30 protein-coding genes are annotated in these 26,378 nt (G+C 62.3%); 18 read left to right on the forward strand and 12 right to left on the reverse strand.

The window, feature by feature from the left end; all coding sequences use genetic code 11:
- Positions 1 to 2 precede the first annotated feature (2 nt).
- Entirely contained in the window at positions 3 to 1,340 is a 1,338-nt protein-coding gene (locus HX786_RS07335; RefSeq protein ID WP_178911889.1) for an MFS transporter, read from the forward strand.
- 199 nt (positions 1,341 to 1,539) lie between these two features.
- Here the strand turns inward: HX786_RS07335 and HX786_RS07340 are convergent, their stop codons facing one another.
- Complete coding sequence (locus HX786_RS07340; protein WP_178911890.1) at positions 1,540 to 3,039, reverse strand: PLP-dependent aminotransferase family protein; 1,500 nt, start codon at positions 3,037 to 3,039, stop codon at positions 1,540 to 1,542.
- 77 nt (positions 3,040 to 3,116) lie between these two features.
- Here HX786_RS07340 and HX786_RS07345 point away from each other — a divergent pair, with 77 nt between their 5' ends.
- Both HX786_RS07345 and HX786_RS07350 read left to right on the forward strand, forming a co-directional pair.
- Positions 3,117 to 4,790: a M24 family metallopeptidase gene (locus tag HX786_RS07345; protein ID WP_178911891.1), complete on the forward strand. Its 1,674-nt coding sequence runs from the start codon at positions 3,117 to 3,119 to the stop codon at positions 4,788 to 4,790.
- A gap of 85 nt (positions 4,791 to 4,875) precedes the next feature.
- A complete protein-coding gene (locus tag HX786_RS07350; RefSeq protein ID WP_003214516.1) occupies positions 4,876 to 5,094 on the forward strand; it encodes a DUF4287 domain-containing protein in 219 nt (72 codons plus the stop codon).
- A 28-nt stretch (positions 5,095 to 5,122) separates the two neighbouring features.
- Here the strand turns inward: HX786_RS07350 and HX786_RS07355 are convergent, their stop codons facing one another.
- The 3 genes from HX786_RS07355 to HX786_RS07365 all read right to left on the reverse strand — a co-directional run bounded on the left by HX786_RS07355 (position 5,123) and on the right by HX786_RS07365 (position 7,551).
- On the reverse strand, positions 5,123 to 5,626 hold the full coding sequence (locus HX786_RS07355; protein WP_102368493.1) for a DUF2867 domain-containing protein: 504 nt from the start codon (positions 5,624 to 5,626) through the stop codon (positions 5,123 to 5,125).
- A 20-nt stretch (positions 5,627 to 5,646) separates the two neighbouring features.
- A complete protein-coding gene (locus tag HX786_RS07360; protein WP_008438853.1) occupies positions 5,647 to 6,024 on the reverse strand; it encodes a glyoxalase/bleomycin resistance/extradiol dioxygenase family protein in 378 nt (125 codons plus the stop codon).
- Positions 6,025 to 6,318: 294 nt separating this feature from the next.
- Complete coding sequence (locus HX786_RS07365; RefSeq protein ID WP_178911892.1) at positions 6,319 to 7,551, reverse strand: MFS transporter; 1,233 nt, start codon at positions 7,549 to 7,551, stop codon at positions 6,319 to 6,321.
- Positions 7,552 to 7,616: 65 nt separating this feature from the next.
- Between HX786_RS07365 and HX786_RS07370 the strand changes: the two genes are divergently transcribed.
- Complete coding sequence (locus tag HX786_RS07370; protein ID WP_178911893.1) at positions 7,617 to 8,606, forward strand: AraC family transcriptional regulator; 990 nt, start codon at positions 7,617 to 7,619, stop codon at positions 8,604 to 8,606.
- A 4-nt stretch (positions 8,607 to 8,610) separates the two neighbouring features.
- On the opposite strand, the gene HX786_RS07375 is transcribed toward HX786_RS07370, so the two are convergent.
- Entirely contained in the window at positions 8,611 to 9,474 is an 864-nt protein-coding gene (locus HX786_RS07375) for a LysR family transcriptional regulator (protein ID WP_003214521.1), read from the reverse strand.
- A 107-nt stretch (positions 9,475 to 9,581) separates the two neighbouring features.
- Between HX786_RS07375 and HX786_RS07380 the strand changes: the two genes are divergently transcribed.
- Entirely contained in the window at positions 9,582 to 9,974 is a 393-nt protein-coding gene (locus HX786_RS07380; RefSeq protein ID WP_003214522.1) for a tautomerase family protein, read from the forward strand.
- Positions 9,975 to 10,006: 32 nt separating this feature from the next.
- Here HX786_RS07380 and HX786_RS07385 read toward each other — a convergent pair whose 3' ends face one another.
- Both HX786_RS07385 and HX786_RS07390 read right to left on the reverse strand, forming a co-directional pair.
- Complete coding sequence (locus HX786_RS07385; RefSeq protein ID WP_178911894.1) at positions 10,007 to 11,110, reverse strand: beta-eliminating lyase-related protein; 1,104 nt, start codon at positions 11,108 to 11,110, stop codon at positions 10,007 to 10,009.
- A gap of 58 nt (positions 11,111 to 11,168) precedes the next feature.
- Complete coding sequence (locus tag HX786_RS07390) at positions 11,169 to 11,411, reverse strand: hypothetical protein (protein ID WP_256344209.1); 243 nt, start codon at positions 11,409 to 11,411, stop codon at positions 11,169 to 11,171.
- A 99-nt stretch (positions 11,412 to 11,510) separates the two neighbouring features.
- On the opposite strand from HX786_RS07390, the gene HX786_RS07395 reads away from it, so the two are divergent.
- From HX786_RS07395 to HX786_RS07420, 6 genes are all read left to right on the forward strand, one after another.
- Positions 11,511 to 11,960 (forward strand): MarR family winged helix-turn-helix transcriptional regulator, encoded by a 450-nt coding sequence (locus HX786_RS07395; RefSeq protein ID WP_003214523.1) that lies wholly within the window; start codon positions 11,511 to 11,513, stop codon positions 11,958 to 11,960.
- Positions 11,961 to 11,986: 26 nt separating this feature from the next.
- The gene (locus tag HX786_RS07400) at positions 11,987 to 12,550 is read left to right on the forward strand and encodes an isochorismatase family protein (RefSeq protein WP_178911895.1); all 564 of its coding nucleotides are present in this window, start codon (positions 11,987 to 11,989) and stop codon (positions 12,548 to 12,550) included.
- 2 nt (positions 12,551 to 12,552) lie between these two features.
- Complete coding sequence (locus tag HX786_RS07405; protein WP_102368490.1) at positions 12,553 to 12,882, forward strand: hypothetical protein; 330 nt, start codon at positions 12,553 to 12,555, stop codon at positions 12,880 to 12,882.
- Between the two features lie 5 nt (positions 12,883 to 12,887).
- Positions 12,888 to 14,102, forward strand: a complete 1,215-nt coding sequence (locus tag HX786_RS07410; RefSeq protein ID WP_177009648.1) for an MFS transporter — start codon at positions 12,888 to 12,890, stop codon at positions 14,100 to 14,102.
- 664 nt (positions 14,103 to 14,766) lie between these two features.
- On the forward strand, positions 14,767 to 15,138 hold the full coding sequence (locus HX786_RS07415) for a hypothetical protein (protein WP_003207940.1): 372 nt from the start codon (positions 14,767 to 14,769) through the stop codon (positions 15,136 to 15,138).
- Positions 15,139 to 15,142: 4 nt separating this feature from the next.
- Positions 15,143 to 15,322, forward strand: a complete 180-nt coding sequence (locus HX786_RS07420; RefSeq protein WP_003207939.1) for a DUF1289 domain-containing protein — start codon at positions 15,143 to 15,145, stop codon at positions 15,320 to 15,322.
- A gap of 19 nt (positions 15,323 to 15,341) precedes the next feature.
- Here HX786_RS07420 and HX786_RS07425 read toward each other — a convergent pair whose 3' ends face one another.
- The gene (locus tag HX786_RS07425) at positions 15,342 to 16,205 is read right to left on the reverse strand and encodes a DNA/RNA non-specific endonuclease (RefSeq protein WP_003207938.1); all 864 of its coding nucleotides are present in this window, start codon (positions 16,203 to 16,205) and stop codon (positions 15,342 to 15,344) included.
- Between the two features lie 92 nt (positions 16,206 to 16,297).
- Entirely contained in the window at positions 16,298 to 16,930 is a 633-nt protein-coding gene (locus HX786_RS07430; protein WP_023659027.1) for a TetR/AcrR family transcriptional regulator, read from the reverse strand.
- Positions 16,931 to 17,001: 71 nt separating this feature from the next.
- Between HX786_RS07430 and HX786_RS07435 the strand changes: the two genes are divergently transcribed.
- Positions 17,002 to 17,856, forward strand: coding sequence for an aldo/keto reductase family oxidoreductase (locus HX786_RS07435; RefSeq protein ID WP_008433296.1), 855 nt, complete (start codon positions 17,002 to 17,004; stop codon positions 17,854 to 17,856).
- Between the two features lie 3 nt (positions 17,857 to 17,859).
- On the opposite strand, the gene HX786_RS07440 is transcribed toward HX786_RS07435, so the two are convergent.
- A complete protein-coding gene (locus HX786_RS07440; protein ID WP_178911909.1) occupies positions 17,860 to 18,555 on the reverse strand; it encodes a tRNA (adenine(22)-N(1))-methyltransferase TrmK in 696 nt (231 codons plus the stop codon).
- A gap of 78 nt (positions 18,556 to 18,633) precedes the next feature.
- Positions 18,634 to 19,542 carry a bifunctional oligoribonuclease/PAP phosphatase NrnA gene (locus HX786_RS07445; protein ID WP_102368488.1) on the reverse strand — a complete coding sequence of 303 codons (909 nt, stop codon included), beginning with the start codon at positions 19,540 to 19,542 and terminating at the stop codon, positions 18,634 to 18,636.
- 101 nt (positions 19,543 to 19,643) lie between these two features.
- Here HX786_RS07445 and HX786_RS07450 point away from each other — a divergent pair, with 101 nt between their 5' ends.
- Together HX786_RS07450 and HX786_RS07455 are read left to right on the forward strand one after the other, a co-directional pair.
- The gene (locus HX786_RS07450; protein ID WP_102605056.1) at positions 19,644 to 20,150 is read left to right on the forward strand and encodes a GNAT family N-acetyltransferase; all 507 of its coding nucleotides are present in this window, start codon (positions 19,644 to 19,646) and stop codon (positions 20,148 to 20,150) included.
- Positions 20,151 to 20,236: 86 nt separating this feature from the next.
- Positions 20,237 to 21,127, forward strand: a complete 891-nt coding sequence (locus HX786_RS07455; RefSeq protein ID WP_087692921.1) for a bestrophin family protein — start codon at positions 20,237 to 20,239, stop codon at positions 21,125 to 21,127.
- Here the strand turns inward: HX786_RS07455 and HX786_RS07460 are convergent.
- Positions 21,124 to 22,029 carry an AraC family transcriptional regulator gene (locus HX786_RS07460; protein ID WP_177069249.1) on the reverse strand — a complete coding sequence of 302 codons (906 nt, stop codon included), beginning with the start codon at positions 22,027 to 22,029 and terminating at the stop codon, positions 21,124 to 21,126. The genes HX786_RS07455 and HX786_RS07460 overlap by 4 nt on opposite strands.
- A 98-nt stretch (positions 22,030 to 22,127) precedes the next feature.
- On the opposite strand from HX786_RS07460, the gene HX786_RS07465 reads away from it, so the two are divergent.
- The 4 genes from HX786_RS07465 to HX786_RS07480 all read left to right on the forward strand — a co-directional run bounded on the left by HX786_RS07465 (position 22,128) and on the right by HX786_RS07480 (position 26,328).
- On the forward strand, positions 22,128 to 22,874 hold the full coding sequence (locus HX786_RS07465) for an SDR family oxidoreductase (RefSeq protein ID WP_178911896.1): 747 nt from the start codon (positions 22,128 to 22,130) through the stop codon (positions 22,872 to 22,874).
- A 110-nt stretch (positions 22,875 to 22,984) separates the two neighbouring features.
- Complete coding sequence (gene proP / locus HX786_RS07470) at positions 22,985 to 24,487, forward strand: glycine betaine/L-proline transporter ProP (RefSeq protein ID WP_003207926.1); 1,503 nt, start codon at positions 22,985 to 22,987, stop codon at positions 24,485 to 24,487.
- Between the two features lie 123 nt (positions 24,488 to 24,610).
- On the forward strand, positions 24,611 to 25,039 hold the full coding sequence (locus HX786_RS07475) for a DUF2231 domain-containing protein (protein ID WP_003207924.1): 429 nt from the start codon (positions 24,611 to 24,613) through the stop codon (positions 25,037 to 25,039).
- The gene (locus HX786_RS07480; protein WP_177040508.1) at positions 25,036 to 26,328 is read left to right on the forward strand and encodes a sorbosone dehydrogenase family protein; all 1,293 of its coding nucleotides are present in this window, start codon (positions 25,036 to 25,038) and stop codon (positions 26,326 to 26,328) included. The genes HX786_RS07475 and HX786_RS07480 overlap by 4 nt, the downstream gene beginning before the upstream one ends.
- The last annotated feature ends 50 nt before the right edge of the window (positions 26,329 to 26,378 follow it).

Consider the following 26,378-nt stretch of genomic DNA (forward strand, 5'->3'; position numbering starts at 1 on the left):
CCATGACGAGCCCATCCACCGAACAGGTCAGCCCCCAAACCCTGCGCAGAGTGATCATCGCCGCCGGTATCGGTAACTTCGTGGAGTGGTTCGACTTCGCCGTCTACGGTTTTCTCGCCACCACCATCGCCCAGCAATTCTTCCCCAGCGGTGACGCCAGCGCGGCGTTGCTGAAGACCTTTGCGGTGTTCGCGGTGGCCTTCGCCTTCCGGCCCCTGGGCGGGATTTTCTTTGGCATGCTCGGCGACCGGATCGGGCGCAAACGCACGCTGGCCATGACGATTTTGCTGATGGCCGGCGCCACCACGCTGATCGGCCTGCTGCCCACCTACGCCGCCATCGGCGTGGCGGCGCCGATTCTGTTGTCGTTGATTCGCTGCGCCCAGGGTTTTTCCGCCGGGGGCGAATACGCCGGGGCCTGTGCCTATCTGATGGAGCACGCGCCCAGTGACAAGCGCGCCTGGTATGGCAGTTTTGTGCCGGTGTCGACGTTTTCTGCGTTCGCTGCGGCGGCCGTGGTGGCGTACGCCCTGGAGGCTTCGCTGTCCGCCGAGGCAATGGGCAGCTGGGGCTGGCGCTTGCCGTTCCTGATCGCTGCGCCGCTGGGGCTGGTGGGGCTTTACCTGCGCTGGAAGCTGGATGAGACGCCGGCCTTCCAGGCGGTGAAGCAGGAGCACGCGGTAGCGCACTCTCCCCTCAAGGAAACCTTGCGCAACCATGGTGCGGCGATCTGTTGCCTGGGCGCTTTTGTGTCGCTCACGGCGTTGTCGTTTTATATGTTCACCACCTACTTCGCGACGTATCTGCAGGTGGCGGGTGGCTTGAGTCGGGCGGTGGCGTTGCTGGTATCGCTGATTGCGCTGATTTTCGCGGCGGCGATCTGCCCGCTGGCAGGGTTGTATTCGGATCGGGTGGGGCGTCGGGTCACGGTGATGACGGCGTGTGTGTTGTTGATTGTGGTGGTGTACCCGTCGTTCCTGATGGCCAGTTCCGGGTCGTTCGCGGCATCGGTGGTAGGGGTGATGTTGCTGGCGGTGGGCGCGGTGCTGTGTGGAGTGGTGACGGCGGCGTTGTTGTCGGAGACCTTTCCGACACGCACGCGGTATACGGCTTCGGCGATTACCTACAACATGGCGTACACGATCTTTGGCGGTACGGCGCCGTTGGTGGCGACGTGGTTGATCAGTACCACCGGCAGCAACCTGTCGCCGGCGTTTTATCTGATTGCGGTGGCGGTGCTGGCGTTGGCGGGCGGGTTGGCGTTGCCGGAGACGTCGCGGATTTCGCTGCATGAGGTGGGCGTGGAGGAAAAAGGCGCGGCGCCGGTGTTGTCGCGCTAGGTTCGGCTGGTGTTAACGCAATGCCCAATCCAACAAAGATCAACTGTGGGAGCGGGCTTGCTCGCGAATGCGGTCTGTCAGTGAAAAATATGCTGACTGGCCCACCGCATTCGCGAGCAAGCCCGCTCCCACATTGGTTTTTCTTTGCTTGTTAGATCTCCACTTCCGGACTGAACAGTGTGGGCGTCAGCCGGCGTAACTATTTAGCCACTTCCCCAATCGCCCGCGCCGCCTGAGCCAAGCGCTGCGTAGCGACGCGGATTTCCTCCGAATTGAGCGAGGCGAAGCCCAGGCGCAAGGCATTTTCAGGATGATCAAACGGTGAAAAAAGGCGACCGCTGCGCACCACCAAGTCCAGCTCCAGTGCTTTTTCGGCCAGTCGGTCGACGTCGATTGAGTCGGCGAACTTTACCCACAGCGCCAGCCCGCCTTCGGGTTCCTGCACAGAGATCTGCTCGCCAAAAGCTTCCAGCAAACAACTGAGCAGGGTCTCCCGACGCCGACGGTATTCCCTGGAAACCCGCCGCAGGTGCTTCTTCAATTCGCCATCGTTGATCAGGTCCGCGAGCATCCGCTGCATCACGGCATCGCCCTGGCCCAGGCTCACCGCCGCCGTACGTTCGAGCACTTCGATGAGGTTCGACGGGGCAACGATATAGCTGCAACGGAAGGTGCTGCCCAGGGACTTGGACAGCGAGCCGATGTAGATCACATGACGCTGGGCGCTGTCACTGGCCAGGGGCAAATAGGGCCGTCCGGCAAAGTGGTATTCGTGGTCGTAGTCTTCCTCGATGATGCAGAAGTCATGCAGCCGGGCCAGTTCCAGGAGCTGCTGGCGACGTCCGGCACGCAGGCTGACGGTGGTAGGAAACTGGTGATGGGGGGTGACGTACATCATCCGTACGTAATGCAGGCGGCACAGCTCGGCGAGTTGGTCGACCCGGCAACCTTCGTCGTCGAGGTCCACGGTGACCAGTTGCGCACCCAACTGGCGGAAAATCTCCCAGGCCGGTGGGTAACTCAGGCGTTCGACCACCACCACATCACCGGGTTTGAGCAGCGCGCTGGCGGTCAGGTACAGCGACATCTGCACGCCTTGGGTCAGGCAAATCTGCGGCGCGCCGACCGTCAGGCCGCGATTGTGGCGCAACATTTCGGCCAGGGCATCGCGCAGGTACTGGCCGCTGCCTTCGCTGCCATGGCGCACGGTGTTGGTGGTAAAGCTGTTGCGCAAGGCATTGCGGTAATAGCGGTGCAGCACGGCTTGCGGCAGCAAGCGATGGTCACAGGCACCATTGTCAAAAAACAGCGCGCCGGGCCGGTGTTGCAGGGCTGTCACCTGTTCGCCCGGGGTGAAATAGGCCGCCGCAGGCGCCTCCCGCAATGCCGGGGCAAACGACTTCGGGGCGCGGGTGGCCGGCACCGCGCCTGTCGCCAGCTGCGAACTGACGAAGGTGCCGCGACGTTGAATGCTGACCAGCCAGCCCTTGGTCACCGCCTCCTCGTAGGCAAGGATCACCGTCTTGCGGTTGACGTCCAGCAGTTGCGCCATCTCCCGCGTGCCGGGCAACAGCGCTCCGGGGCGCAGGCGGCCCTCGACAATCGCACTCACCAGGCCCTCGACGATCTTTCTGTAGGACGCCTGCGGCTGCGCCCCATCGAGTTTGAGCAACGGGCGCCATTTGCGAAGCTGGACCATATGAATTATCCAAAACTGGAGGTTCTCCTGGTCCTAGTCTACCGCAACAATCGAGCCTCAATTGCCCCGAGGTGTTTATGCAAAACCGCCATGTCGTTGAATTGTTGCCCTCGGGCAAATCCTTCGAAGCTGCCGATCAATTGCTGCTCGACGCCATGCTGGCCAGCGGTCTCGCCGTACCCTTTTCCTGCCGGCGCGGCGCCTGCGGGTCGTGCAAGGTCAAGGTGGTGTCGGGCCAGCACCGGGAAAAGCTGCGCACACCCGACACCCCTGCCCCGTCTTATCCGCTCGCGGCTGACGAGATGTTGCTGTGCCAGAGCCATGCCTGCAGCGACATGCGCCTGGAAATCCCCGGCTGGTCACTGGACACGCCCGCGCTGGAAGCCAGCGCACAGGTGATCAGCAAACGCGCGTTGAGCGCCGACATCGTCGAGCTGGTGTTGCTGACTGCCCAGCCACTCGAAGTCCGGGCCGGCCAGTACCTCAGGTTTCGCCTCGACGATGGCGACAGCCGCTGTTTCTCCGTGGCCAATCTGCCCGCGCAGGACCAAGGCCGGTTGGTGTTTCATATTCGCCAGGTCAGCGGCGGCCTGTTTTCCGAACGCATCCTGCCGACCCTGCAAGTGGGCGATGCGGTGAAACTCGAAGGCCCCGTGGGCGCCTGCACCTGGCAACACGACGATGAGCGCCCTGTTGTGCTGTTCGCTACCGGGACCGGTTATGCCGGTATCAAGCCCTTGTTGCTGACGGCCCTGGCCCGCCAGGCCGAAGTCACCCTGTATTGGGGGAACTCGTCGCCGGCAGACTTCTACGACGCTGAGTTTCTTGAGCGAGCCAGCCAGGCACATCCACGCTTTCACTGGCATCGAGTGCAGTCGGTAGACGCCCGCGTGCAACAGGTTGCGCTGACACAGCCCCACCACTGGGCGGAGAGCCAGATCTATGCCTGCGGCAACAGCAAGATGATCAGCCAAGTCCGCGAAACCTGCCTGGCAGCGGGCGCCCAGGCTCATCGCTTTGTCGCCGAAGCCTTCGTCCCCAGCGGTGCATTGACGCCAGCGGAGTCGCTCAACACGCGGCACCCGGTGCTGGAAAAAGTCGGCCCGCGCTACTCGTTGGACGGCATGCTCGCGGCCCGCGAGCAAACGGTCAGGGCCCTGGCCGCCATCGCCGATCAATTGAAAGTCGGCATGACCACGGCGCAAGCCCTCGCAATGGCCAGCGAGACATTGCAGGCCATGGGCGCGTCTCACACCTGGCATCCCACCTATATTCGCTTTGGCGAAGACACCATCCGCACACCCCGCCAAGGCATCGACCTGCTGCGCAAGCTGCGGCCCACCGATATCGCCGTGGTCGACCTTGGCCCGGTGTGGGATGGCTATGAAGGCGACTATGGCGACACCTTCGTATTCGGCGAGCACCCGTTGCATGGTGCCTGTGTGAAGGCACTGCATGAAGTCTTCGACGAAACCCGCGACGCCTGGCATCACGGGCTGACCGGACGCGAGCTGTATGACTTCGCTGAGGGTAGCGCCCTCTCCAAGGGCTGGCGCCTTGAGCGCAACCTGGCCGGGCACCGCATCGCCGACTTCCCCCATGCCCTGTTCGGGCAGGACAAGCTGGCTGAGGTCGAGATCGTACCGAGCGAGATGGTCTGGGTGCTGGAGATACAGATCTGCCATCCCACACAACCGGTCGGGGCGTTCTTCGAGGATATTCTGATTGGTGAGGCCAAGGGGGGCGTGTAGTGACGGGCCGTACGGTGGACCCGGTGAGTCCAGAGCGGTAACGTTATCCGGGCATTATCACCTCAGCAAAAAGGGAGTTTGCATCATGACCGACGACACAAAAACAAAAGGGCCAGCGTCGTACTTCCCCTCCATCGAAAAAAACTATGGGCAACCCATTAGCCACTGGCTGGATCTGCTCAAGGCCGCCAGTTCCAGGAAGCATATGGAGCTTGTGGCCTTGCTCAAGACTGAACACGGCATGGGCCATGGTCACGCCAATGCGTTGGTTGCGTACTTCTTGGCGGCTGAAAAAGGCAATTGATCCACCTCCCGGCGGGCGGTGAACGTGCCTACCCGCCGGGCGTTGCGGCTGTCTCTTGCAACGTTCGTTCAAGTCGTCGTAGGTGAGCATTCACAATGAGTTTGTGCGCTGGCCCCACTGGCAGCATGTAGAGGCGCCCATAGGTGTTATGGGTGACAACCGACGAGGTGATCGTGAGTACACGGTCAGCGATTGAAAGGCAGATCATCACATCCAGGTGCCGGTCACGCTCGGTCAGCACCAGCATGTCGGGCGCGCTGCGTTCCACCAGGAAGAAGTCCAGCCGGTCGCCGACCTGCACAGCCTCGCGCAAGGTGCCGGAGAACCCACCGATGCGCTTCACACCAAACAACGAGGAAATGGCATCCCTGATTCGGAAAGCCACCTGCATCAACGGCCCCGGTTCGCCGGTCATGATGTTCCAGGCATCCAGCGCGGTGATTTCAGTAGGCAGCGGGGCTGACCGGGTGTCGTAGTAATCAAGCTCTGACGGTGCACGCAGCGTGTGAACAACATCGGTAGTCGTCAACATTATCTTCCCTGATTGCTCGGTTAGAGCGGCTGACCTACATCAATACGATTCCCGTCCGGGTCTTCGAACACAAACGCCCGCAACCCGTAATCCTGATCCTTGAGGCGCTTGATGATCCTCGCCCCATGCTGCACGCAAGCGGCGTGCAGCCTGTCGACATCGTCCACCATCAGGTGGGCAATCGTGAACGCGGCAGCTGGATGGTTGGGTTGCAAGGTCAAATGCAGCTCGCCCTGGTCGCGCTGCAGAATCATGAAGCCGATCGGGTTTCCATTTTCGAAGGCTTTCGTAAACCCCAGGACCCTGGTGTAAAAATCATGGGCCCTGCCCATGTCCTTTACGGGAAGCGTTACTGCAATTCGTCCGAAACGGACGCCATGATCAACGACTGCGCTCATCGCAGAACCTCAACGTGCAAGCACCATGACACCTGCCAGGCGGTGCTGGTGAGTGTGAAGCGCCTTGCCAAACCTGAAGGAGCAGGACGGTGCCTGCGAGGCAGAGGTTATTTTGCGCAGCTACTGAAGTAAAGAGAGATACGAGGGTCGCTGCAGGTCAATGATCAGCAGGCGGTCGTTCAGCTACGATTGCTCGGAGTCGGACCTGAGCCCAAAACCAGCAGGATTGATCAAGCGGACTGAAAGGGGGCGAAGCGCATGCGTTTATTCTCGCCCCCTGCCTCTAACACGGTTTCAGAGATGAAACACCGGCCCCGCCTCTGCACCTTGTGGAGGCGCTTCAACCTTCACCTTCAGCGCAATCAACAGTGCCGCCAACAGCATCAAGATACCTGCCGCGACAAAGACCCCGCCGATACCACTGAAACTGAACATCGCACCGCCTGCCGCCGCCCCGGCGGCAATCGCCGACTGCACTGAAGCCACCACCATGCCCCCGGCGCTTTCGGCCTGGTCAGGCACTGCCCGCGCCACCCAGTTCGACCAGGCCACCGGCACCCCGCCAAACGCCAGGCCCCACAGCATCAACAACCACACCTGCCCGGTCACGGTTGCTGGCAACAGCGCCAGGGCGAGCGCCGCAACGCCCACCAGCGCGGGCATCAGCACCAATGTTCCACGCGGCAGACGCACCAGCAGCCAGCCGGCCAGCAGCGTGCCGGCAAAGTTCGCAACACCGAATCCCAGCAACATCAACGCCAGCCCCTCGGCATCGACGCCAGTGGTGCTTTCCAGGAATGGCCGGATATAGGTGAACAGCGCAAAGTGCCCGGTGTGCACCAGCACGCACCCCAACATGCCCACGGCAATGCCCGGACGCAACAGCACTTCCAGCACCGTCCTCAAGCGGGCGGTCCTGCGGGGTGCGAGCGGCGGCAGGGTGAACAGCTGGAACACCAGGGTCACGCCGCCCACTGCGGCGGCGGCGAGAAACGCGCTGCGCCAGCCGTAAAGCCCACCCAAAAAGCTGCCCAGCGGCACCGCCACGACAGTGCCCACCGCGATGCCGCTGAAGATGATCGACAAGGCACGCGGCAGCAGGGCCGCCGGTACAAGCCGCATCGCCACCGCCGCCGCCATGCTCCAGAAGCCACCCAGGGCGATGCCCAGCAGGACGCGCATCAGCAGCAACACCGTGAGGCTCGACGAGACCGCCACCAGCAGGTTGGAGCAGATCATCAGTGCGCTGAAGCACAACAGCACCACGCGCCGGTCGATCCCGCGGGTCAGGCCCGGTACCAGCAAACCGGCGAACAACGCCACCACCGCCGTGACTGTCACCGCCTGCCCTGCCAAGGCTTCCGAGACGCCGAGTTCGGACGCCATCGGCGTCAACAAACTGGCCGGCAGGTACTCCGCCGTGAGTAATCCGAACACGCCCATCGCCAACGAAAACACCGCCATCCAGGCCGGTGTCGCGGGCGCCACATCTGCACCGGTTACGGCGTCACACACACAACTGCTCATCACTGGTCACCCTCCAAAAGTTATCGCGACCGCCAGTCTAGGTACGCAGGGCAGGATGATCTATGATGCAAAATCTTGAATCCTTTACCGAAACCCCGAAAATGATGCCTCCAGAACCGTTCGACGTGTCCTCTGACCTCATCAACGAGCTGCTGCGCGGCATGCGCCTGCGGGGCGTCGAGTACCGCCGCATCCAGGCCGGGCCGGCGTTTGGCCTGGGCTTTGCGGCCAAACCCGGGCATGCGTACTTCCACCTTGTCGCCGCCGGCGGCGTCACCCTGCGTACCGAGGACGGCACGCAGTACGAACTGACGCCGGGCAACGCCGTGTTCATCTCCCACGGGGGCGCCCATCAGTTGCTCTCCAGCCCGGAGGTGCCGGTGCAGGACATCGACAGCTTCAACGCCGCAGCCCTCGGCGATGCGGTGTGTGCCGTGGATGCCCGCCCCGATGCAGGCGTGGCTCAAAGCACCCTGCTCTTCAGCGGCTGCATGGAGTTTGAACTGGGGAGTTTGCACGGCCTTGGCCGCCTGATGCCGGACCTGATGCTGATCGACGCCAAGGGCCAACGTTATCCGGGGTTGATGCCGATCCTGGCGGCCATGGAGCGTGAAGTCAGCAGCGCCCGCATCGGCTTCGCCGGCATACTGGCGCGCCTGGCGGACGTGGTGGCGGCCATGGTTGTTCGGGGCTGGGTCGAATGTGCCTGCGGGAATGCGTCCGGCCTGGTGGCCGCGCTACGCGACCCGCGCCTGGCCAAGGCCCTGCTGGCGTTGCATCAACAGCCTGGGCGCGACTGGACGGTGGAAGAGCTGGCGGCGCAGTGTCATACCTCGCGCTCGGTGTTCGCCCAACACTTTCAAACCACAATCGGAACGCCACCGTTGCGCTACGCCACCGAACTGCGGATGCGCCTGGCCAGCCAGTGGCTGACGCTGGAGCGGCTGCCCATTGAAACCGTGGCGCAGCGCCTTGGCTATAACTCCCAGGCCGCGTTCAGCCGGGCATTCAAGCGCGTCACCGGGCAGCCGCCGGGGGCCAGCCGGCGATCTTGAGCCGCTAGGAAAAGTGCGTGATCAACATTTCTCGCACTGCACTGACCAGCGAAGCCTCGCCCGGACGCGGCGGTAACAGGCTGAACTCGACATCGGGCAACGCCGGAAGCGTTTGAATCGTCCGGCATGCCTCGGCCCCGGCAGGCACGGCCGAGCTGTTCAGGCACGCCACGCCCAGCCCCGCCAGCAGTGCCGATTGCAGGCCCGCCACCCCGGACGCGGAATGCGCAATGACATACGGCACCCCGCGCGCATCCAGCAGGTCGATGGTGAACCGCTGCAAGCTGCAATCCTGGGGAAGTACCACCAACGGCAGCGGCGCCGCGAGTTGGTGCTGTGCGTCGAACCCACTGAGTGCCACCCACCGCAGGGCCTCTCGTCGTACGGGAATGCCTTCGGGAAGGCTGCGACCATCGAGGATGCGCATCGACAGGCCAATGTCGAATTCGCCGCTGTTGGCGCCCTTTTCGATTTGCAGGCTCTTGCGCACCGAAACATGCAACCGAAGCTGCGGATATCGCGTGCGCAAACCCTTCAACATGCCCGCGATGGCGCTCGGCAAAAAATAGTCGGTGATGGCCAGGCGCAGTTCGCCGCTCAAGGTCACGCCGCGCATGTCCTCAAGCACGCAGTCACTCAGCGCGAGCAATTCACGCGCATGTGCCAGCAGGCGCTCTCCGGCAGGTGTGGGGCTCACGCCTTTTTTGCCGCGCTCCAGCAGCGTCACGCCGGTGAAGGTTTCCAGCTTGCGAAGTTGCTCACTGAGCGCGGACTGGGAACGGCACAGCTTGGGCGCGGCCGCCGAAAGGCTGCCGGATTCCAGGATGGTGACGAAGGAGCGCAGTTGCTCAAGGTCAAAGGGGCGCATGTCTAACCTGCGTTTTTTCCGATAGATATCATTATATCTTCCCGTTTTTCAGATCCGAATAATTTTCTTAATCTGGCACCTCACCCTACCCTTACGAGGAATTCGCCATGCCAGGCATCACCCTGAAAATCTCCGGAGAACGCAATCCCGAACTGGTCCGCCAGCTCGTCCCGCAGCTCACTGCACTGACCTGTGAAGTGCTCGAGAAACGCCCGGAGCAGACCTTGCTGATTCTCGATTTTGTGCCGCACGACCAGTGGTTCATTCATAACCGCTCGCTGGCCGAACACGGGCGCAACGCATTCCGCCTGGAAGTCACCGTGACCGATGAGACCAACACCAAGGCGCAAAAGGCGCGTTTTCATCGTGAGGCCTACACGCTGTTGGCGGAGTTGATCGGCAACCTGCACCCGCACTCCAATGTGCATATCATCGACTGCCGAGCCAGTGCCTACGGCTATGAAGGGGTGACTCAGGAGTACCGCTATCAACACACTTGATAGGCCGGGAAAAAGCCGCGCATGCATGTCGATCAGGTCAATGCGCGGCTCATCAAGTCCGTGAACAGTTGCAGAACCCGTTCATCATCCACGCCCAACAATCGGTCACCCACATAGCATTCGGTCTTGCACCATCCCGGCACCTCGGTGGGTTGCAGGTGTGTGAACAGCCAACACCCGTGCTGGCGGGCAATCTCATCACGGGCGTTGAGCAGTGCCGCGCAGTCTGCGTCGAAATACAGGTGAAGCATGTTCACCTGAGGCGTGCGCGGCAGGATGCGAATGCCGGGAATCGCTTGCAGGCAGGTCGCCAGGCGCAAGGCGCGCTGATAGCAGGCCTCCAGCATCCCCAGGCGTTGGTCAAAGCGCATGGCCGTGGAGACCACCATCGGGCTCTGCTTTATCAAGGTGCCGCCCAGCCGTTTACGCCACAGGCGGGCCTGCTGGATAAAGTCGGTGTCGCCCGCCAGCAGCGAGCCGGCGATACCGCCGAGGCCCTTGTAGGCCGAGACGTACACGGAGGAGAAACCTTCAGCGATTTCGGCGTAAGAGCGCTGGTAGTAGGCGCGGGTTTCCCATAGGCGGGCCCCGTCCATATGCAGCGGTGTATTCGAGGCCGCCGCCGTCGCCTTCAAGGCCTCCAGTTCATGCCATTCAGGCAGTTGCCCACCGATCTCCCGGGCAGGCAGCTCCACCACCAGGCAGCTCAATGGCTCGGCAATCGCTGCGAGGTCGTCGGCCAGGATCGGTCGCAAGCGGTGGCCCACCATCACCCCATGCAAGTGCAGCAAGGCCTGGAACGCCTGCTCTTCGTGCAGCTGCAAATGCGAGGACGCGTGTATCCCGAAGCGCGGTAGCCGGCTTCGCTCGCTCCAGATATTGAGCGCAATCAATTGCGCCATCACGCCACTGGGCATGAACACTGCCGCGGGCTTGCCCAACAATTCGGCAACCTTGGCTTCAAAGCCTTCGATCAAGGCACCGCTGCCATAGTTGTCATGGGACACATGGTTGGCCTGTGCCCAGTCCGCCATTTCCTGGAACCACTGGGCGGGCGTGGGCTCTGCAAACCCATTGATCTCTTCAGTGCAGGCCGCCTTGAGTTGGCGGCGTTCTTCATCAATGTCTGGTGTCACGATTGAGCGCCTGTGAAGGGAGGAAGTACGTCCAGGAATGGCCGGCCTGGTGAACGTATCAGTCCTTGACGAGGCTGGCCATGCGCAGCCTTAAAAGATCATGCCCACTCACCACCACAATCCCCACCAGCACCAGCACCGAGCCCACGATGAACGATGACTGCAGCGTCTCGTCCAGCAACCACACCAGCAGGCTCAGGAACGAGAACACCACCGTCTGGAAGGCCAGGCTGGCGGCGGTAATGGCCGAGAAATGCACCCGGATTTGCCCGGTCGCACACGCCAGCGCAGCCAGGATCACAAATGCCCCGGCAAAAGGACCGTTGACGCGGGCTTTTATGACAAAAAATTCATACAGCTAAACTGTACAGTTTTTCTGCAAGCATGCTAACGTCCCGGCATGAACAAACCTTCCATCACCTCCGAAACCCAATCCGCCGCCCTGGCTGCCGAGCTGCGCATCTCCCTGGGCAAGCTGATACGCCGGCTGCGGGAACAAACCCATCCGAACGATTTCACTTCCGCCCAGAAGTCGGTGCTGCTGCGCCTGGACCGAGACGGGCCCAGCACCGTCTCGGCCCTGGCCCGGGCGGAGAGCGTGCGGCCGCAGTCCATGCGCATCACCGTGGCCGGGCTGGAAACGATGAAAGCGATCAGGGGCAAACCCGACCCCAGCGATGGGCGCCAAACCCTGATCGAGCTGACTCCCGGCTTTCGTAAGCACCTGATCGCCAGCCGGGCGGCCAAGGACGATTGGCTGCTGCGGGCGCTGCAGGAGCAACTGTCTGCCGAAGAACAAGCTGAACTCGCGGCAGCGGTAAAGCTGCTGGAGCGCCTCGCCGACTTTTGAGCCCCCTACCCGTTCGAGGACATCCCATGGCCGTCACCTTGCTGGATCCCAACACCGCGCTGATCATCGTGGACTTGCAGAAAGGCATCGCCGAATACCCGTTCATCCACCCCATCGGCGCCGTGGTGGAACGCTCCCGTGCACTGCTCGACGCGTTCCGCGACCGCGGCATGCCGGTGGTGCTGGTCAACGTCACAGGCTTCGCCCCCGGGCGCACCGAGCGGCCACGGCGCAGTGATGTGTTTCCACCAGGATGGGCCGACCTGTTGCCCGAACTCGATCAGCAACCCAGCGACATTGGGGTGACCAAACGCACCTGGGGTGCCTTCGCCAGCACTGATCTTGAGGCGCAACTCAAAGCACGCGGCGTGACCCAAGTGGTGATCACCGGCGTTGCTACCGGAACCGGCGTGGAGTCCACCGCGCGCCAGGCCTACGAGGCCGGCTTCAACGTGACCCTGGCCGTCGATGCCATGACCGACGCGAACGCCGAGGCCCATCACTACAGCCTGAACCAGGTATTCCCGAAGCTGGGGGAAACCGGCACCGCGCAAGAGATCATCGGCTTGCTTGCAACAAGGGGGGCGTGACGATGCAATGGCATGAGCTGGTGTCTTATTTCTTCGGCGGCGTATTGCTTGCCAACGCGCTGCCCCATTGCCTCAGTGGCTTGATGGGCCAGTCCTTCCAAACGCCGTTTGCCAAGCCGCGCGGCCAGGGGCGGTCCTCCTCGACGCTGAATGTGCTCTGGGGTTTTCTCAACCTGGTGATCGGCTACGTGCTGGTCTGCCGGGTCGGGGACTTCGACCTCAAAAGCACCGCTGATGTGCTCGCCCTCGGGCTCGGGGCCTTGGCCCTGAGTGTATTCCTGGCGCAGCATTTCGGGCGCTTCAACGGTGGTCATTCCTCAGGGCCGGTGTGAGTTCGATGGGCATTTTCCGCTCGCTGCGCAGCGTCAACTACCGCATTTGGGCCGCCGGCGCCCTGGTGTCGAATATCGGCACCTGGATGCAACGCACGGCCCAGGACTGGCTGGTGCTGACCCAGCTCACGCCGCATAACGCGTCGGCCGTCGGCATCGTCATGGCGTTGCAGTTCGGGCCGCAATTGCTGTTGCTGCCCTGGACCGGCTTCGCCGCCGATCACTACGACAAGCGCAAGCTGCTGATGGTCACCCAGGGCGTGATGGGCGTGCTGGCGCTGATGCTGGGGGTGTTTACCCTGACCGGCATCGTGCAGCTGTGGCACGTGTATGTGTTCGCGTTTTTGTCCGGCTGCGCCTCGGCCTTCGATGCACCGGTGCGGCAGATATTCGTGGCGGAGCTGGTGGGCGAAGCGGACCTGTCCAATGCCATCGCGCTCAATTCCACCTCGTTCAACATGGCGCGCATGATTGGCCCGGCGGTGGCCGGCGTGACCATCGCGTCGGTGGGCACCGGCTGGGCGTTCCTGCTCAATGGCGCGAGTTTTTTCGCGGTGCTGGCCTCGCTGTTTCTGCTGCGGGTTTCCGGCCTGCACACCAGCCTGCGGGCGCTGCGCACCAAGGGCAGCCTGACTGAAGGCCTGCGCTATGTGTGGGCGCGGCCGGACCTGATGGCGATCCTGATCATGCTGTTCTTGATCGGCACCTTCGGCATGAATTTTCCGATCTTCATCTCGACCATGGCTGTCACCGTGTTCCACGCCGATGCCCGCGGCTATGGCCTGCTGACGTCGACCCTGGCCATCGGCACCGTTGCCGGGGCGCTGCTCGCAGCCGGTCGCGAGCGGCCACACTTCAAGGCGTTGTTGATCGGCGCGCTGGTGTTCGGGGTGGGCTGCACGCTGGCGGCGATTGCCCCGAACTATGGGTTGTTCGCCGGGGCGCTGGTGATCATCGGCGTGGGCGCCCTGACCTTCAGCAACACCACCAACAGCCTGATGCAACTCACCACCGAACCTTCCATGCGCGGCCGGGTAATCGCCCTGCGGGTGGGCGTGGCCCTGGGCGGCACACCGATTGGCGCACCGATTGTGGGCTGGGTGGCCGACCATCTTGGCCCGCGCTGGGCGTTGGCGGTCGGCGCGGCCTCGGGCATCCTGGCGGCCGGCGTGGCGGTGTACACCATGACGCGCAAGCTGGATCGGCCTAAAAATATGTGATGGGCAACACAGCTCCCACAGTTGATCTTCGCAGGCTCGCACAGTTGATCGTTCCCACGCTCTGCGTGGGAATACATCCTGTGACGCTCCGCGTCACCATTGCGCAGGACTTGAACCTTGCATCGTCAGCTGGACGCAGAGCGTCCGAGGCGGCGTTCCCACGCAGAGCGTGGGAACGATCAATATCTGAAGGGCAACACGAATCCAGTGTGGGAGCTGTCGAGCTTCAGCGAGGCTGCGAAGAGGTCCTGTCAGGCAATAAAGATGTCGCCTGCCAGTCCGCCATCGCAGCCTCGCTAAAGCTCGACAGCTCCCTCAGTTGATCTTCGCAGGCTCGCACAGTTGATCGTTCCCACGCTCTGCGTGGGAATACATCCTGTGACGCTCCGCGTCACCATTGCGCAGGACTTGAACCTTGCATCGTCAGCTGGACGCAGAGCGTCCGAGGCGGCATTCCCACGCAGAGCGTGGGAACGATCAATATCTGAAGGGCAACACGAATCCAGTGTGGGAGCTGTCGAGCTTCAGCGAGGCTGCGAAGAGGTCCTGTCAGGCAATAAAGATGTCGCCTGCCAGTCCGCCATCGCAGCCTCGCTAAAGCTCGACAGCTCCTACAGTGGATCTCTCGCGTATCATCACCCTCCTCGCTCCTCAAGGAATCCCCATGTCTTCAAGCAAACGCGACAGCGCACGCATCGAGCGTCGCCTGGTCGCGACCCTGACCGAAGCCTGTGAAATCGCCAAGGCCGAAATCACCGGCTTCGACTGGCTGACCCACGAAGTCGACTACCAGGCCTTTGCCCAAAGCCTGCTGGTCATCTGGGTATTCGATACCAGGGCGAACCGGGAACTGGCCCTTTCTACCGGACTGGACCTGCGCATGCGCGAGCTGACGGCCACCGCGCTGGAGGATGCCGGGGTGGATCGCCCTTCTTCGCACCGCTACGTGCGCTTCGACTCCGAGGAAGAATGCCACCTGCAGCATGGCGGCAATTGGCGCCTGCGCCTGCTCAAACTGTATGCGGTAAAGGGGTAAAGCCTTGGCTAAAGATATCGAGAACCCGTGCGTCTCAACCTGCCAGCTCAGTGGTGAGCTGTGCGTGAGTTGTGGACGCACCAAGGACGATATTCGCAAATGGAAAAAGATGAAGCGGCCAGAGAAGATGGCCGCTGTGCAGCGCGCAACGTTGCGCTTGAAGACGTTGAAAAAGGGCAAGTGACGCACCCGGTTTCAGGCCGTCAAGTACGCCCGACTGACCCCGTCACCGGCAAATTCCCGAGCAACTTGAGCCCGGTGGTTTTCACAAACGTCGCGTAGTCCATCGGCTTCTCGATACGGGTTTCAGCGTTGGGCAGTACATACGCCCAGGCGCGCTTGGACGACACGTCGTAAACCAGCTTGAACAGGCGGGTCGGCACCCAGACCTTGTTGTCGCCAATGGTGCTGTAGCCCGGGTCAAACAACGGCCCGGTGAACACGAACACATTGCCGTCGGCGCGCTTGGCAAACTTGCGCACGTCCGCCTCGACCTTGCTCCAGATCTTGCGGTTGTTGGTCGGGTCTTGCGGGACCATGTTCGACAGCGCAAAGGACTGGGCCATGGCGTTGGTGCTCGGCGCATCCGCCGCCGGGGATTGATGGCCACGGTCCACGGCCGGGTGTTGGCCACGGTAGTCGCTCAACTCGGCGCGCGCGCCTTTGGGAATACGCGGGTCGGGGTAGAACTGGTTGGTGCGTTCTTCGCCTTTGGCATCCTTCAACTGGCCGGCATTCAGGCGTTCGACCACCACCAGCGGGGTCTTGCTGGTTTGCGAGTACAGCACCGCGAAATTATCGGAACACAGCGCCAGGGGTTTCATGGTGGCCGGCACGGTGGCCGTGTTGATCGGTTGTGCGGCCGGGAACAGGTCGGCGCAACTGTCGAACGATGGCTTTTTCTGTTGGCTTGAATACAGACCCAGGGCCGCGCCCTGACTGATGGAGCCCGAGCGAGAGGTATGGGATTGAGGCGGTGTGATGAGGTCCAGCAGGCCACGGGCTTGCGCCCCGGTGGAGAGCAAAACAAGGGCCGACAGCCCAACTGCAATTTTGCGTAGGTGCATGGGTTAAATCTTCAAAGTTCGATTGCGGGGCTTATGGACCCATGGATGTGACTTTAGTGCGAAGCAGCGCTGCAAAATACCCTGAACACGGTTTACGTAAGTGACTGATAGGTTTGAAGATAAGCTCGCAGCATGCGGGTCACCTGCTGTTCCAGGCCGGCTTCAAAGGCCGCAGATGCATTGCCTTCAAGCAACGCCCGAACCGGTCCCACCACCGCGCTGAGCGAGATGGCGGCGGTAAGGGATGGGTCTTCAAAACGCGCATCCGACGCCGTCGCCAACATCGCTGCAATCGCGGCCACCACCCGCTTGTTGATCCGCGCCACAAGCTCCGCACCGCCCCGCTCACCTGCGATGGCATACAGGGCTTTGGACGCCGTCGGGTCCATCAGCTTCACGGCGAGAAAAGCCGTGACAAACCCCGATGCCATTTCCGCCACCGTGGTGCCCTGGTGTTGATCGCACGCCTGCTCGACGGTCTCGGCCACCTGCACCAGATGCTTCTCCAATACCGCAGCAAGCAGTGCATCGCGGTTCGGATAGTACTGATAGAGACTGCCCACCGACATGCCCGCCCGCTCGGCCACGCGGGTCGTGGTGCAGCGGACCAGGCCCTGAGCGGTCAAAACCTGAAGGGTTGCCGTGTGCAGCGCTTCCACCGTCGCCGCCGACCGGGCCTGGACCGCTGATTTTCTTGGCTTTAACGACGCTTTGAGAGGGCTCATGGAATGCGAATTCTAAACCTGAAGGATCCTTCATATTATAGGCTTCCTCCCGTCAAGCAAGAGCTCCGACCATGACCACCAGCACATTCAATCTCGGCGATCGCACCGTCAACCGCATCGGCTACGGCGCCATGCAACTGGCCGGCCCAGGCGTGTTTGGCCCGCCCAAGGACCGTGATGCAGCGCTGGCCGTACTGCGCGAGGCCGTCGCTTGCGGCGTGAACCATATCGACACCAGCGACTTCTACGGGCCGCATGTCACCAATCAGATTATTCGTGAGGCACTGCACCCGTATAAAGACGATCTTACGATCGTCACCAAGGTAGGCGCCCGCCGTGGCGACGATGGCGCCTGGTTCAACGCTTCGTCGAAGGCCGAGCTGACCCAGGCCGTGCACGACAACCTGCGCAACCTGGGCCTGGATGTGCTGGACGTGGTGAATGTGCGGGCCATGCACGGCGTGATGGGCACTGCCGAAGGCTCGATCGAGGAACCCCTGAGTGCCATTGCCGAGCTGCAACAACAGGGCCTGATACGCCATATCGGCATCAGCAACGTTACCCCGACGCAGGTCGCCGAGGCGCGAAAAATCGTGCGCTTCGTGTGCGTCCAGAACCTGTACAACATCGCCCACCAGCACGATAACGCGATGCTCGACGAATTGGCCCGGGACGGCATCGCCTATGTGCCATTCTTCCCGCTGGGCGGGTTCTCGCCAGTGCAGTCAGCGGTGTTGTCGAACGTCGCACAGCGCCTCGGCGTCACCCCGATGCAACTGGCCCTGGCATGGCTGCTGCGCCGTTCCCCGAATATCCTGCTGATCCCGGGAACGTCCTCGGTCACCCATCTACGGGAAAACATCGCGGTGGGCGAGCTGGATCTTTCGGACGAGGTACTCGCAGAGCTGAACACCCTCGCAGGCTGACCCTCACGCCAGCAGTTCTGCGATCCACCGCGCCTGCTGGGCGACCTCTTGCACCTTGTCCTCGGGCACCGCTTGCCGCGCCTGGGCGAAGTCGCTCAGGGTCTGCTGTTTGTGGCGCAGGATGCGCTGCCACTTGAGCAGGAATTCCGGGCTGCGGGCCTGCATTTGCAGCGGGCCGAAGTACAGTTCTTCGGCGGTGTAGGTCACAGGCCCGGCGTGCTCGGCAACGATGATTTCGTAGAAGAAGCGGTTCTCCCGCAGCAGCTCTTCGCACACGATGCGGTAGCCGTTCTCCATCAACCATTGGCGCAACGGTTGCTCGCCGCCGTTGGGCTGCAGCACCAGGCGCTCCCGGCCGTTGAGGCGCGCCTTGTCGCTGTCGAGGATATCGCGGATGGTCTCGCCGCCCATGCCGCAGATGCTGATCGCGGTGATCCCGTCTCCCGGCTCGATCGCCGCCAGGCCACTGGCCAGGCGTACGGTGATGTGTTGCTCCAGCTCGTTCTCGCGCACCGTGCGCTCGGCTGCGCGAAACGGCGTCTGGGCCACCTCGCCCGCCACCGCCGCCACGATGGCGCCGCGGCGCATCAATGCCACCGGCAGGTAGCCGTGGTCGGAGCCGATATCCGCCAGGCGCGCCCCGGCGGGGACGTGCGTCGCCACGCGCTCAAGGCGCATGGACAATGTGTGTTCGTTCAACTGACGTTCCTTTTCGGTAATACCCTGGCCATTGTATTGCGGGTTCATCAAAGAGGAACGTCACTTTGGTGAGCGCCGTCAATCAGTGGCCGCCAGCCTTACCAGTTCCTTGCGCAACAGCGAACGATCCAGCACCGCCATCCCGGCCTGCCAGTCGATGGAAAGCAACTGGCTCAGTTTTTCCTGGCTGACCTTGGGCTCAGCCAGGAAATAGCTTCTGCACTCGCGGATACTGATGAGATTCACCAGCCAGTCCTCCCCCTGCGCCGCCAGCCAATCAGCGATGGTCGAGCGATGCTTTCGGATCAGCGCACCGGCATCCCACACCGTCATCTGCGCAAAAACCTGCGGCAGGTTGCTGTCGGCTTTCAGCCACTTCAGGTCACCCGCCAACGCGCCTGCAAGGTCTGACTCGATAGTGGCCTGGCACTCGGAGAAATACCGCTCAGGCCAGTCTGCCGCGAGTTTCGCCAGCAGCGCGAGGGTTTCATAAGCCCGAACATCCGCCGCGGTGGTCAACTGCCCGGTAAAATTCAGGGTATTGTCCAGGATTGCCGTGGCCAGCAGCGCGGCACTGTGCTCACTGATCAGCGGCAACAAACCGGCCGCTTCCCAACGCAGGAAAACCTGCGTCGCTGCTGCACCGATCAAACGGATGTCTGCGGCACTTCCCAGCCTCTGCGCCCAATAGGTTTCAAACCCCGGGTGATGGTCAATCACCTCCACCACCTGATCGAGCACGACCACCGGGTCGAAGTGGTGGAAGTCCGAGATATCCACCATCACAAACTCATCGCCGGGCCCGGGCCGGTAGTCATCCAGTGATGATAGCCAGCCGAGCACGGTCCTGGAGATGCTGGCATTCAGTGGAGCACTGCTGACGGCACGCGCCTCGATTCCCTGACGATTCAACAACTCGGCATACGCAATGCAGCAGGCGTATGCATCGATGTCCAGATACGCCGAGCCGGAGGTGACTACCCTCATCGGAAAAACTCCATGATTTCATATTTTTGGCAGGCAAATTTCACACGCCTTTATGACGAAAACATGACTAAATGGACAGAACAACCCTGGAGATTCGAGCAATGACGTCATTTCGCGTTCGCGAGCTGAGCAGTACGGACACTGAAGCATTGCTGGCCTTCGAAGCCCGTAACCGTGACTGGTTCGAGTCGCATATCGAGGCGCGCGACCCATCGTTTTACTCGGTGCAGGGCGTCGCCGAGCATATTGACGGTTATCTATCAGGCCTGGCCACCGGCACATGGCACCCGTTCGTGATCGAAGACGCCAACGGCGAAATCGTCGGTCGCGCCAACCTGAAAAGCATCGACTCGCCAAAGGGCTCTGCCGAAGTCGGCTACCGCGTGGGTGAGCGCTCGTGCGGGCAAGGGCTGGCAACCCTGGCGCTGAACCATCTGATCCGCGAGGCACAGGCGCGCTGGGCACTGACCCAACTGGTGGCGTACGTGTACCCCGAGAATGTGGGCTCACAAAAAGTCCTCACCCGCTGCGGTTTCGTGCCCGACCAGCCCGCACCGGACGGCAAGCCCCAGGGCGAAAACCGCTTTGTCCTGACATTCCAGGCCTGAAGACCCGACCCGCCGGCGAACCTTTACCCGGTAAACACCGTCCGAGCTAGGGCATTGATGTTTACCGCTCGCCGCGAGGTTTCCGTTTGAAAGCTGCCATCATCAAAAAATACCGCCTGATCATCAAGACCATGGGCTATGTAGGCTGGGCGCTGTTCTGGCTGCTGCTCTGGGATATCGCCGTCACCGTGGACTTCATGCTGTTCCTCAACAGCAAGATCAACCTGCCGCTGATGCCGCTCACCCTGCTCGGCTCGGCGCTGGTGGTGCTGATCAGTTTCCGCAACAGCAGCGCCTACAACCGCTGGTGGGAGGCACGCACGTTGTGGGGGGCGATGGTCAACAATTCCCGCAGCTTCGCCCGGCAAGTGCTGACGCTGCTGGATGACCCGGACAATGAGGTCAACCCGATAAAGGCGACCTTGCTGCGCCGTCACGTGGCGTATGTGAACTGCCTGGCGGCGCACTTGCGGGGCCAGCCTTGCCCGGAGGAAATCCGCGCCTTCCTGCCGGCCGACGAGTTCGCCCGCAGCACCAGTACCAATAACTTTTCCAACGACATCATCAACGGCTCCGCAGCCCTGCTGGCCCAGGAATACAAGGCCGGGCGCCTGGACAGCATTCGCCTGGCACGGTTGGAGTCGACCCTGGTGGATTTGTCCAACAGCCAGGGCGGCATGGAGCGCATCGCCAATACGCCGCTGCCCTACCCTTACGTGTATTTCCCACGGCTGTTCATCTCGCTGTTCTGCCTGATCGTGCCGGTGGGCCTGGTGGAATCCCTGGGCTGGTTCACCCCGCTGGCGTCCACGGTGGTGGGCTTCATGCTGCTGGCCATCGAACGCATCGGCACCGATTTGCAAAGCCCGTTCCGCGACAGCGAGCACCAGATCCAGATGGAAGCCCTTTGCGAAACCATCGAGAAAAACCTGCAGTCGATGCAGCGTGATTCCCTGGGGGGCGAGCGGATCAGTTAATCCACCGGTGCGCCCTCGCCGCGAGCATAAACGGTTGGCGACTGCCCGGCATACCGGGTAAACGCCACGCTGAAGGCACTGGCGGAGCCATAGCCGACCTGCTCGGCAATGTCGGCGATACCGCCTGCCTGATTGCGCAGCAGCTTCTTCGCCAGCGCCATGCGCCAGGCCAACAGGTACGCCATCGGGGCGACACCCACGGCGCGGTTGAAGCGTTCGAAAAACGTCGAGCGCGACAGTGCGGCGTGTTTTGCCAGTTCCGCCACCGTCCAGGCCCGCATGGGTTGTTCGTGCAGCAGGCGGATAGCGACCGCCAGTCGTTCGTCAGACAAGCCCTGCAGCAACCCGGGGGATGCCGTCGTACTGCCTGTCGAGCGCAAGGCTTCGATCAGCAACACTTCCAGCAACCGATCCAGAATCACTTCCCGTGCAGGCCGCTGGCTGCGTGACTCCTCACCCACAAGATGGACCAGGGTTGCCAGTCTCGGCTCCCCGCGCACATGCACCAGCTCGGGCAGCAACGACACCAGCAAGGCTGCGTCGGGTGAGGCAAACGCACAATGCCCGACCAACAAGCGAATATCCGCCGGCCCGCTCTGTTCGCCAATCCGGAACTCCCCATCAGGCTGCACAACGGGTGTGGTTTCCGGCAGTTCCAGGTCAACGGCACTCGACATGCCGGACACCCGGGAAGCCGGAATCAACACAAAATCCCCGGCCTGCAAAGGTACCGCCGGCCTGCCGTCGAAGGTCAGCCAGCACTGGCCTTCAAGCACCGCGCAGTAAAACGGCTGCCCATTGTGGGCCCGCTGCACGCGCCAGGCACCGGCGCCGCTGACCACTTTGTAAAAGCCTGCGGTGGGTTGCAGCAATGTGACGATCTCGGCCAGCGGGTCGACCATGACCGGACTCCTGCAAATGAAATTTGGACTTTGAAGCATAGCAAGTCCAATCAACGCGGCCTATCGTTTTACGACCCTCACCACTGGCAGGAACGTCCATGAATACTGTATTGATCACCGGCTGCTCGTCCGGCTTCGGCCTGGAAATCGCTCGCTACTTCCTGGCCCGGGACTGGAAGGTCATCGCCACTATGCGTACGCCCCGGGAAGACCTTCTACCGCCCTCGGAGCACCTGCGGGTGCTGGCGCTTGATGTGAGTGACGAGGCCAGCATCCAGCAGGCCATCGAAGCCGCCGGGCCGGTTGATGTACTGGTCAACAACGCCGGGATCGGCCTGCTGGGCGCGGTCGAAGGCATCAACATGCAAACGATCCGCGAGGTATTCGAGACCAACACCCTCGGTACCATCGCGATGACCCAGGCCGTGCTCCCGCAATTTCGTGAGCGCAAGGCCGGCGTGGTAATCAACGTCACCTCCAGTGTGACCTTGCTACCGTTGCCGTTGCTCGCCGTGTACACCGCCAGCAAATGCGCAGTGAACGGCTTCACCGAATCCCTGGCGTTGGAACTGGCGGCGTTCAATGTACGCGCCAACCTGGTATTGCCAGGGCGCGCACCGACCACCCGCTTCGGCGAAAACGCCCGCAACCGCATCCTGATTCCCGAGGCTTACGCAGGCCTGGCGGAACGCATATTTGCCGCCTGGGGGGAGCCTTCCGAGGTTACGTTGGCCGAGGATGTGGCTGAAGCCGTATGGCGCGCGGCGACTGACCCAAACAGCCCGATGCGTATCCCGGCCGGGGCGGATGCGGTGGCGTTGTCCCGGCAAGGCGCTGGCCGTTAACAAAAAAATCCAGCCAGTGGTGAATTATTCAGTGTCCGCATGTATCTGACCCATTAAGCGCATGCCACCAAAACAGTGGCATCGAAATGGACCTGCGGCTGAGTATTCCCATGAAATCACGCAAGAAAACCGTCAATCCCATTGGATTGGATGACATCACCATCGTCGACGACGCCAAGATGCGCAAGGCGATCACCGCCGCTGCGCTGGGCAATGCCATGGAGTGGTTCGACTTCGGGGTGTATGGCTTTGTCGCCTATGTGCTGGGCAAGGTGTTCTTCCCCGAAGCGTCTCCCAGCGTACAGATGATCGCGGCCCTGGCGACCTTCTCGGTGCCGTTCCTGATTCGCCCGCTGGGCGGTCTGTTCTTTGGCCGGCTGGGGGACAAATACGGCCGGCAAAAGGTCCTGGCAGCGACCATCGTGATCATGTCCCTGAGCACCTTCGCCATCGGGCTGATCCCCTCCTATGACTCGATCGGCATCTGGGCGCCGATCCTGTTGCTGCTGGCCAAGATGGCCCAGGGCTTCTCGGTGGGCGGTGAGTACACCGGTGCCTCGATCTTCGTCGCCGAATACGCCCCGGACCGCAAGCGCGGCTTCCTCGGCAGTTGGCTGGACTTCGGCTCCATCGCCGGCTTCGTGCTCGGCGCGGGCGTGGTGGTGCTGATTTCGGCGGTAATCGGCGAAGACGCCTTCCAGTCCTGGGGCTGGCGCCTGCCGTTCTTCCTCGCCCTGCCGCTGGGCATGATCGGGCTGTACTTGCGTCATGCCCTGGAAGAAACACCGGCCTTTCAACAGCACGTGGAGCAACTCGAACAAGGTGACCGCGAAGGCCTGGCGGGCGGCCCGAAAGTCTCGTTCAAGGAAGTCGCCACCAAGCACTGGCGCAGCCTGATGACCTGTGTCGGCGTGGTGGTGGTGACCAACGTCACGTACTACATGCTGCTCACCTACATGCCGAGCTACCTGTCGCACAACCTGCACTACAGCGAAAACCACGGCGTGTTGATCATCATCGCGATCATGGTCGGCATGTTGTTCGTGCAGCCGATGATTGGCTTTGTCAGCGACAAGATCGGGCGCAAACCCTTCATTCTGTTCGGCAGCATCGCGCTGTTCTTCCTCGCCATTCCGGCGTTCATGCTGATCAACAGCGGCAAGCTCGGGCTGATTTTCTCGGGGCTGCTGATCATTGCGGTGGTGCTCAACTTCTTTATCGGCGTGATGGCGTCCACCCTGCCGGCGATGTTCCCTACCCACATCCGCTACAGCGCGCTCGCCAGCGCCTTCAACATCTCGATCCTGATTGCCGGCCTCACGCCAACCGCCATGGCCTGGCTGGTGGAGACCACCAACAACCTGTACATGCCAGCCTATTACCTGATGGTGTTCGCCGTGCTGGGGCTTTTCACCGCCCTGACCATGAAGGAAACCGCCAACAAACCCCTGCGCGGTGCGGCACCGGCGGCGTCGGATATCGAGGAAGCCAAGGAGCTGCTGCAGGAGCACGAAGACAATATCGAGCAGAAGATCGAAGACATCGACGCGCAAATCGCCGAGCTGGAAGCCAAGCGCGAAAACCTGGTGCAGCAACATCCACGCATCAACTGACGCAACATATTTGGAAACGAATAGCGGGTGAACTAACGCGCAAGCAGCACGCTCCTTCCTTAAGCGCAGTCAGCGCGGCCCTGATGAGCCTCATCAGGGCCGCTCAACGATAAGGAGCCGCCCGTGACCGACACCACCACCCTCACCTACCGCTGCACGCCTGGTCCGCTTCACGCGACCTTGCTGGCCGGTACCGTCCCGCTGTTTCTCGGCGCCCTGCTGAGCGACATTGCCTACTACCAGACCTACCAGATCCAATGGAGCAACTTCGCCGCCTGGCTGATCGCCGGCGCCCTGCTGTTCTGCGGGCTGGCGGGGTTGTTTGCACTGGTCAACCTGCTGCGTGCCGACCGCAAGGCCGGGCGCCCCACGGTGTACTTCCTGCTGTTGCTGGTGACCTGGGCGCTGGGCCTGGTGAATGCCTTTGAGCATGCGAAGGATGCCTGGGCCGTGATGCCTTCGGGCCTGGTGCTGTCTGCCGTCGTGACCCTGCTGGCCTGCGTGACCACGTGGGTCGGGCTGACCAACCTGCGCTCGGGAGGTGCCCAATGAAGCCTTCCAGCACGCTGACCGTTTTAAGCATGGCGATGTTGTTGAGCGCCTGCGGTGGCGAAGCCGACAGCACTCAAGCTCGCGGCCCCGACCCCAAGCTGCCGGAACCCCAGCGCGGCCTGTTGCCCAGCATGAAGATCGCCGAACCGGTGGCCTGGGGCGAGCAGAAACCTACGGTGCCCGAGGGTTTCAGCATCACGGCCATCGCCACCGACCTGCGGATCCCGCGCCAGACCCTGGTGCTGCCCAACGGCGACATTCTCGTCGCCGAAGGCCGGGGCGGCAGCGCAGCGAAACTCAAGCCCAAGGATGTGATCGCCAGCGTGATCAAGGCCGAGGGCAACACCAAGGTCAAGGGCGGCAATCGCCTGACCCTGCTGCGCGATGCCGACGGTGACGGCACCTACGAGTTGAAAACCGTATTCGCCGAAAACCTCAACGCGCCCTACGGCCTGGCCTTTGCCGACGGCAAGCTGTACGTGGCGAACCAGGATGCGCTGGTGCGCTTCGACTACGCAGACGGCCAGACCAAGGCCGGTGGCCCGCCCACCACCGTCACCGAGCTGCCCGCCGCGATCAATCACCACTGGACCAAATCCCTGGCGATCAGCCCCGACGGCCGCTCGCTGTATGTGGGCATCGGGTCCAACAGCAACATCACCGAACGCGGCATGGAGGTCGAGATCGACCGGGCGATGGTCTGGCAGATCGACGCCGCCACCGGCGCCCACAAGCCTTATGCAACCGGTTTGCGCAACCCGACGGCATTGACCATTCAACCGGGCTCCGGGCAGGTGTGGGCGGTGGTCAACGAGCGGGATGAACTGGGGCCGGACCTGGTGCCGGATTACCTGACCTCGGTGCGCGAAGGCGAATTCTACGGCTGGCCCTACAGCTATTGGGGCCAGAACGTCGACACCCGCGCCCAACCGCAGAACCCGGCCAAGGTCGCCGCCGCGATCAAGCCGGATTACAGCCTGGGTTCCCACGTTGCCGCGCTGGGCGTCGATTTTTCCATCCCGGCCATGGGCGAGAAATATGCCGACGGCGTCTTCGTCGGCGAGCACGGCAGCTGGAACCGGGACAATCCGGTGGGCTACAAGGTGATCTTCGTGCCGTTCAGCAATGGCCGGCCTGCCGGTGAGCCGCTGGACTTCGCCACGGGTTTCCGCGGGGACGATGGCAAGACTCGCGGGCGGCCGGTGGGGGTCACGGTTGATCCGAAGGGTGCGCTGATCATTGCCGATGACCTGGCCAACACGGTGTGGAGGGTGACGCGCAATAAATAAGGCCTGAAGCGGCCGATGTGGTTGCCTTCCTGTGGAGCGCGGCGGTACCT

The sequence above is a fragment of the Pseudomonas sp. 21615526 genome, assembly GCF_013386245.1.
GTDB lineage: Bacteria > Pseudomonadota > Gammaproteobacteria > Pseudomonadales > Pseudomonadaceae > Aquipseudomonas.

Excerpts from the sequence above, each read along its gene's own strand:
- HX786_RS07335 (WP_178911889.1), top strand. The coding sequence starts at position 3 with ATGACGAGCCCATCCACCGAACAGGTCAGCCCCCAAACCCTGCGCAGA.
- HX786_RS07340 (WP_178911890.1), bottom strand. The coding sequence starts at position 3,039 with ATGGTCCAGCTTCGCAAATGGCGCCCGTTGCTCAAACTCGATGGGGCG.
- HX786_RS07345 (WP_178911891.1), top strand. The coding sequence starts at position 3,117 with ATGCAAAACCGCCATGTCGTTGAATTGTTGCCCTCGGGCAAATCCTTC.
- HX786_RS07350 (WP_003214516.1), top strand. The coding sequence starts at position 4,876 with ATGACCGACGACACAAAAACAAAAGGGCCAGCGTCGTACTTCCCCTCC.
- HX786_RS07355 (WP_102368493.1), bottom strand. The coding sequence starts at position 5,626 with ATGTTGACGACTACCGATGTTGTTCACACGCTGCGTGCACCGTCAGAG.
- HX786_RS07360 (WP_008438853.1), bottom strand. The coding sequence starts at position 6,024 with ATGAGCGCAGTCGTTGATCATGGCGTCCGTTTCGGACGAATTGCAGTA.
- HX786_RS07365 (WP_178911892.1), bottom strand. The coding sequence starts at position 7,551 with ATGAGCAGTTGTGTGTGTGACGCCGTAACCGGTGCAGATGTGGCGCCC.
- HX786_RS07370 (WP_178911893.1), top strand. The coding sequence starts at position 7,617 with ATGCAAAATCTTGAATCCTTTACCGAAACCCCGAAAATGATGCCTCCA.
- HX786_RS07375 (WP_003214521.1), bottom strand. The coding sequence starts at position 9,474 with ATGCGCCCCTTTGACCTTGAGCAACTGCGCTCCTTCGTCACCATCCTG.
- HX786_RS07380 (WP_003214522.1), top strand. The coding sequence starts at position 9,582 with ATGCCAGGCATCACCCTGAAAATCTCCGGAGAACGCAATCCCGAACTG.
- HX786_RS07395 (WP_003214523.1), top strand. The coding sequence starts at position 11,511 with ATGAACAAACCTTCCATCACCTCCGAAACCCAATCCGCCGCCCTGGCT.
- HX786_RS07400 (WP_178911895.1), top strand. The coding sequence starts at position 11,987 with ATGGCCGTCACCTTGCTGGATCCCAACACCGCGCTGATCATCGTGGAC.
- HX786_RS07405 (WP_102368490.1), top strand. The coding sequence starts at position 12,553 with ATGCAATGGCATGAGCTGGTGTCTTATTTCTTCGGCGGCGTATTGCTT.
- HX786_RS07410 (WP_177009648.1), top strand. The coding sequence starts at position 12,888 with ATGGGCATTTTCCGCTCGCTGCGCAGCGTCAACTACCGCATTTGGGCC.
- HX786_RS07415 (WP_003207940.1), top strand. The coding sequence starts at position 14,767 with ATGTCTTCAAGCAAACGCGACAGCGCACGCATCGAGCGTCGCCTGGTC.
- HX786_RS07425 (WP_003207938.1), bottom strand. The coding sequence starts at position 16,205 with ATGCACCTACGCAAAATTGCAGTTGGGCTGTCGGCCCTTGTTTTGCTC.
- HX786_RS07430 (WP_023659027.1), bottom strand. The coding sequence starts at position 16,930 with ATGAGCCCTCTCAAAGCGTCGTTAAAGCCAAGAAAATCAGCGGTCCAG.
- HX786_RS07435 (WP_008433296.1), top strand. The coding sequence starts at position 17,002 with ATGACCACCAGCACATTCAATCTCGGCGATCGCACCGTCAACCGCATC.
- HX786_RS07445 (WP_102368488.1), bottom strand. The coding sequence starts at position 19,542 with ATGAGGGTAGTCACCTCCGGCTCGGCGTATCTGGACATCGATGCATAC.
- HX786_RS07450 (WP_102605056.1), top strand. The coding sequence starts at position 19,644 with ATGACGTCATTTCGCGTTCGCGAGCTGAGCAGTACGGACACTGAAGCA.
- HX786_RS07460 (WP_177069249.1), bottom strand. The coding sequence starts at position 22,029 with ATGGTCGACCCGCTGGCCGAGATCGTCACATTGCTGCAACCCACCGCA.
- HX786_RS07465 (WP_178911896.1), top strand. The coding sequence starts at position 22,128 with ATGAATACTGTATTGATCACCGGCTGCTCGTCCGGCTTCGGCCTGGAA.
- proP (WP_003207926.1), top strand. The coding sequence starts at position 22,985 with ATGAAATCACGCAAGAAAACCGTCAATCCCATTGGATTGGATGACATC.
- HX786_RS07480 (WP_177040508.1), top strand. The coding sequence starts at position 25,036 with ATGAAGCCTTCCAGCACGCTGACCGTTTTAAGCATGGCGATGTTGTTG.